The organism is Candidatus Methylomirabilota bacterium (genome assembly GCA_027293415.1).
Lineage (GTDB): Bacteria > Methylomirabilota > Methylomirabilia > Methylomirabilales > CSP1-5 > CSP1-5.
The window spans coordinates 1-5,537 of the sequence record JAPUFX010000068.1; the positions used below are offsets into that span (position 1 = coordinate 1).

Sequence of the window (5,537 nt, forward strand, 5' to 3'; positions counted from 1 at the left end):
CATCCTCTAGCCCAATTCTGGCACGAGCGTTGCACCGCCTTCGCAGGCGCAGTACGATCCGCGAGGGCTTTTTGCTTATTGGAAGGAATGCATACCTATGAGTCCGGTAACCCATTTTCTGATGGGGTGGGTCGTTGCCAACAAGTGGAGGGTGTCAGACCTTGACTCTTGACATAGCGTTAGCATCGGCATAAGCTTCCCCCATGGGAAGACCGCTGAGGATAGAATACCCGGGTGCACTGTATCACGTAACGAGTCGTGGGAATGAAAGGAAGAAGATCTTTCTTGACGACTCGGACAGGATAAAGTTTCTCGGAATGCTGGAGGATTATCACGAGCGGTATGGCATCCTCATCCACAGCTATGTCCTGATGGACAACCATTACCATCTGGTCATTGAGACCCCGCACGGCAATCTTGTGAAGATCATGCATGGGTTAAATGGGGGGTATACCGGATATTTTAACCGCAAGTGCGGTCGTGTAGGCCATCTATTTCAGGGGAGGTATACGGGGATTCTCGTTGAGAAAGACACGTACCTTCTCAAGGTAAGCCGATACGTACACCTCAATCCGGTGAGGGCAAAGGTGGTGAAAAAGCCTGAGCTGTACGAATGGACCAGTTATGGGGGATATATCAGGAGAGGCAGAGAGGTGAAGTGGGTTGAGTATGGGGGGGTCCTGTCGAAATTTGGACGGGATAGAGAGAGGGCACGCAAGAGATACAAGGAATTTGTGGAGGAAGGGTTGAAGGGAAGAGGGGAAAGCCCGTTCACGAACGTTTATGGACAGGTGGTGCTCGGGGGAGAAGAGTTTAAGGGAAAAATCTGGGGATTGCTGAGGGGGCGGTCGCTCAGTGATGACATCGTAGAGCGAAAGAGGTTTAAGGCAAGTCCGCAGGCGGCGGATATAGTCAGAGCCGTTGCCCGGGTGTCTAAGGTGGCAGAGGAAGTGATCAGGCGAAGGGGAAGCCGCGACAACACCGCGAGGAGGGTGGCGATTTATTTAGTGAAGCGATACAGTGGTTTAAGTAATGCGGAAATAGGAAAATTATTCGGGGGGGTTTATTCCAGTGCCGTGAGTAAGGCATCGGCAAGGTTGGAAAGCGAGATGACAGAGGATAAGAACCTATCGAGACTTGTCGAAGTGCTTGATTCACAAGTCAAGGCCTGACACCTTACACCCTTGATTCACAAGTCAAGGCCTACACCTTACACCAATGGTCGGCTTTCCTCCATAAGGTCCCCGTGTACGCATTCAGGTGATCTATTTCAGAACAGATCGGCCCAGCCAAAATTGTACATATGGGCATAACGTCATGTTTTTAAGTCTTTTTCATAATGGAACAGGTACTGCTAATAAGGCGATTAAAGACCGAAAGAGATCGCCACCGATGATGATGAACCAAATTACTATCTTTATTCTCGCGGTGTTTACACTGATTGGAATGCCTATTCGTGCAGTATCAGCACCAGTGGTTGATGTGAAGAAAGATTACTACTGGGTTAGCGGTAGAACTGCACGTGACATAAGAAACGATTTGAATATGAAAACTCCCGTTCGGGAGGATGGAATGAAGTATGATGCGCGTACAGACTGGTTCGTTAAATGGACTTTCTGGTGGAATGAATCTAGTAGCTTGTGCACGATTATAAAGGTAGAAACAAGAGCGGATATCCATTACGTCCTGCCAAAATTGAGAAGGTCAGGATGGATACCAAATTCCCTAAAACAAAAATGGGAAAGCTATATGAAGGCCTTGTTACATCATGAAAATGAACATAAGGATCTGGGGGTAAGAGCTGCTAGAGAAATAGAAAAGGAAATAAGAAATATGGCGGCACGGCGTGCGTGTAAGCAGCTTGAAATAGATGCAAACCGCTTAGGGCATAAAATTATGAAGAAATTTAATGACCTTGAAAGAGAGTATGACCGTAAGACCAATCATGGCATGAATGATGGAGCGGTGTTCCCGTAATGAACATAACAATCACATGCACACGGACAGGAAAAAGCGCCGCTCGTTCTTCACTCTGCTTTTTACTGCCGGTGATGTGAGGCGTTAGGTGATCATAGATAGGAATGTGCGACTGGGTCACTTTTAATCTTCCGCTGGACCTCGCTAGCACCGTGGCGGGAGGCATTGTCGGCTTTGTCCTGGTTTTTGTTGTTGATTGGATAAAACGCCCGCGGATCCAGTTCTTGGGCTTTTCCTCCGCGCAAGCGAATTTCGGCAAGTTGTATAAGTTTCGTTTCAGGCTTAAAGGCCTGTCTCCGCCGGGCGTGTCCCGCCTGAGAGGGCGTCTGAATTTGTATTGCGCCTTTGATTGTGCCTGAGATGTGGGCTAGCAGCTATGATCGCCGCCGGTTTCATACTTCTTCCAATGGCTGCGGGGAGCCGTAGGGGGTCTAAGTATCCCTCACCGGGCAAGGGGTGTCAAGGCCAGCGGCTTCACCTTCACCGCCCCCGTTTCCCCTCCATCTCCCGCCGTACCACCTTGATCTCCTTCAACACCTCCCCGTTGGTCAGCAGGCCCTTCCGCACCAACACCCGCCGTGTGGCATCCTGCTCGTAGAGGCAGGCGCGGATTAGCTCTTCGACTGTGACTAGTTCTTGACGTGGATCAAGTTTTTCGGCCATGCTTACCTCCGCGAAGGTCCTGGAGCCGCATTAGGTCTACCGAGTTGATTATCTAAGATTAGTCCATAGCAAGACCAAGGGGCTTCAGGGTTGTTCACTAGTGCCTCCTGCCTAGGAGGCCATGAAACCCGATCCTATGATCGCACTGCAATATAGTCCCGTCTACCCCCCCTCTGACTACTCGGGTCTTGCGGAGTCCACGCTTCGGTACCCATCTGGCATACATCTTGCTGAGCCAAAAGGTGGGTGGCATCCGCCAGTGGCAGAGGAGTCGGCGATGGAAAAAAGACGCTTTCCCCGAGTTGGCGTGGGAGGCAGACCCAAAGGGCGGGTGGCCGCTATCCGTGAGGCGACGCTCCTCAATATCAGTATCGGAGGGGCGTTGATTGAGCATGAAGACCTCGTCCGACCGGGTAGCACTTGCTTTTTTGAACTTGAGCTACACGGTAAGTGGGTGAAGCTGCGGTCCCGCGTGGTCCGGTCCGAATCCGTCCGGCAAGAAGAGACTGCGGACGGGGAGATGGCCTTGATCTACCACAGCGGATTAGAATTTCTCGACCTACAGGAGACAAAACAGCTAGTCGACGATTACATCGAGTCGATTACGAATGATGGGAACGCCATGCTCGCAGACAAGAGGCATCGGTCGTACAGCTGTCAGAAATGCGGGACATCCTTTGAGCTGCTCGATTCCGAGATACACCCGGTGTTCACAGAACCCCGGAAGCGTCCGGTCCAGGCAGGCGACCTATTTTACTATGCCCATGACACTTGTGAGGGGGTGCTGGCGTGCACCTTTGGCGGACGAAGAGTGCGCTGGGTTAGTGAGGAAGAGGAGTAGCAGCCTCAACAAGAACTCCGAACAGAGGACGCTACTCAGATACTTGCCCCGCCGTTGGGCGTATGTCCACAATCCCCGCCTACCCTCCCTCGCCTCCCGCTGTAGCTTTAGAAACAACTCCTGATACTTCACATTCGGCGGTATGGTCATTACCATCGCGTAGCCATTCTCCACCAGCCAGGCGTTCACAAACGTGCCATCCTCCAGGTAGACGTAAGCCAGGAGCAGTCCATAGCGATCCTGTTCCTGCACATCGAACTCCAGCCGGACGGTCTTTCCATCCACCAGCTTGCGGTTAGCCTCAGATGCCTCCTTGCCGTAGCGCTCGATCCCTTTCATGGGATGATGGATCTCGGGGGTGTCGATCCCGATGTAACGGACCTTCACTCGATCTCCGAAAACGCATGTGCCACACGGCTACCGTACACAGGGTCAGGTCTTAATTTTGCACGTTGCGCAGATTTATGGGGAGCCGAAAGGTGGCGTGACCTCCAGATGTGGTCACCCTCACATTCAATCCGTGGCTCCACTTCGGCGCATATCGTCCAACCCAACAGTCTGATGATCTTTCTCCCTTTGACCTTTGCCTTTCTGCTTGCGACGGACGGCAGAATCAGGTAAGACTATCATCCCGAAAGGGATCAAATCTTTTGTTGAGTAATACTTCTCTTTCGGCCGTATGTGCCAGAAAACGGCGTTGGGGTGGCATCTTTACTTTTGAGTGAGAATTTTCGGGAGAGTAGAGCGTAGCATACTGACTCACAAGTAGAGATTTGACCCCATATCGCACGCACGGAAGAAGGTTTAGTTTCCCGCACCCATCCCCATCCGTCGAGGATCGCTCTCCTTCCTACCGCCCTCGTTTCCCATCCATCTCCCTCCCCGCTCAAGCTACGGTGCGCTCCAGGTGACCTTCCCGGCCTTGCCTAACAAAACCAGGGAGACATGGGGCAAACTTGTCCCATTGAGGAAAGCAGGTCCCATCGTGGCTCCGAACAGGGAAAACCATGATCTTGGGCAGAAAAGATCAGCCGGGGCAGGACAACGGTGCCCCTGCCTGTCCATTCAGTCGGCTGCCCAGCTCCTTAAAAAATCGATGGTTATTCCTGTTGGGGTTGTTGGCACGGCTGCTGCACCAATAATGAAGAGACAATTCAATGCACAAGGGAGGACATGATGCCTTTGTACTTTTTCCGGGTGCAAGCAACTCCGGACGCTACGGTGGAACTAAAGGAAGTTGCTGCTCCAGATTTTGTCAGGGCGGTGCAGGCACTAGCTGCGTGGCGTCCTGGAATCAATATCCTGAAGCTCGAGGGAGTTTGGGTAAATCGCCCCGCTCACGCGTAAGTATTGCATGAGCCTGCGCGGCGAGATGTAGAAACTAGTCTATCTCCCCTGCTTCCGGGCCTGCCTCAGTTGCGACCGCTTGAGGGTAGGGCTGCGGCGGGTCCAGGTTTTTGGCTTGTTCCGCTTCCTTGGGTGTGCCATCGCTCAGCCCTCCGATCCTATCCGCCTTCAGCGTCCAATCCTGGCTTCCCGCCGTCAATCCATTGCGTTGCCATGCCAATAGCGTATGTCTCGGCTTTATCCTGTGTCGGGAAGGGGTCCCTTCCCTCGGGGTGGTGAAGTCGGAATGTGTGAGCATGTCCTTGCTCTCGCCATTCCACCACCGCCTCCGCTGCCCATCCCCCTGATCGATACCCTACTGAGCGTGCTTCAATGCGGTGAATTTTATAGATTTTCTCTTTCATCTCGAACCTCGTTTAGCTGTCCCGCTTCGTCCCGCCATCTTCAATCGCCGGTTCTCCCGCTCCACCCGGTCCAGCCGTCGTGCTAGGGTTTCCATCGTTGACTCGTTCGTGGCTCACTCCTCATCTCTCCACTACGCGCATTAGACCCCTTTGTATTAAGGACTCGTATATCTCCCGGTTCTCCATGACTAACTCGGCCATTGCCTTATTTTTGAAATGGTCTCGAATGCGGGAGAGGGCTATCAAAGGGACAACCGCCAATGGTGCAAACCACCATGACAGGTAAAGGCCAATCAGAATGAAAA

At 52.4% G+C, this 5,537-nt stretch carries 8 protein-coding genes; 4 read left to right on the forward strand and 4 right to left on the reverse strand.

Annotated features, from left to right (window positions below; all coding sequences use genetic code 11):
- Positions 1–203 precede the first annotated feature (203 nt).
- Together O6929_05475 and O6929_05480 are read left to right on the forward strand one after the other, a co-directional pair.
- The gene (locus O6929_05475) at positions 204–1,172 is read left to right on the forward strand and encodes a transposase (GenBank protein ID MCZ6479835.1); all 969 of its coding nucleotides are present in this window, start codon (positions 204–206) and stop codon (positions 1,170–1,172) included.
- Between the two features lie 88 nt (positions 1,173–1,260).
- A complete protein-coding gene (locus O6929_05480) occupies positions 1,261–1,977 on the forward strand; it encodes a DUF922 domain-containing protein (GenBank protein MCZ6479836.1) in 717 nt (238 codons plus the stop codon).
- A gap of 480 nt (positions 1,978–2,457) precedes the next feature.
- Here O6929_05480 and O6929_05485 read toward each other — a convergent pair whose 3' ends face one another.
- Complete coding sequence (locus O6929_05485) at positions 2,458–2,640, reverse strand: hypothetical protein (GenBank protein ID MCZ6479837.1); 183 nt, start codon at positions 2,638–2,640, stop codon at positions 2,458–2,460.
- Positions 2,641–2,761: 121 nt separating this feature from the next.
- Between O6929_05485 and O6929_05490 the strand changes: the two genes are divergently transcribed.
- Positions 2,762–3,481, forward strand: coding sequence for a PilZ domain-containing protein (locus O6929_05490; protein MCZ6479838.1), 720 nt, complete (start codon positions 2,762–2,764; stop codon positions 3,479–3,481).
- Here the strand turns inward: O6929_05490 and O6929_05495 are convergent.
- A complete protein-coding gene (locus tag O6929_05495; protein MCZ6479839.1) occupies positions 3,389–3,868 on the reverse strand; it encodes a thermonuclease family protein in 480 nt (159 codons plus the stop codon). The two genes, O6929_05490 and O6929_05495, sit on opposite strands and share 93 nt — an antisense overlap.
- A 789-nt stretch (positions 3,869–4,657) precedes the next feature.
- Between O6929_05495 and O6929_05500 the strand changes: the two genes are divergently transcribed.
- Positions 4,658–4,828 (forward strand): hypothetical protein, encoded by a 171-nt coding sequence (locus tag O6929_05500; GenBank protein ID MCZ6479840.1) that lies wholly within the window; start codon positions 4,658–4,660, stop codon positions 4,826–4,828.
- A gap of 158 nt (positions 4,829–4,986) precedes the next feature.
- Here the strand turns inward: O6929_05500 and O6929_05505 are convergent, their stop codons facing one another.
- Both O6929_05505 and O6929_05510 read right to left on the reverse strand, forming a co-directional pair.
- Complete coding sequence (locus O6929_05505) at positions 4,987–5,232, reverse strand: hypothetical protein (protein MCZ6479841.1); 246 nt, start codon at positions 5,230–5,232, stop codon at positions 4,987–4,989.
- 120 nt (positions 5,233–5,352) lie between these two features.
- A partial coding sequence (locus O6929_05510) for a hypothetical protein (GenBank protein ID MCZ6479842.1) occupies positions 5,353–5,537 on the reverse strand: 185 nt, incomplete at its 5' end.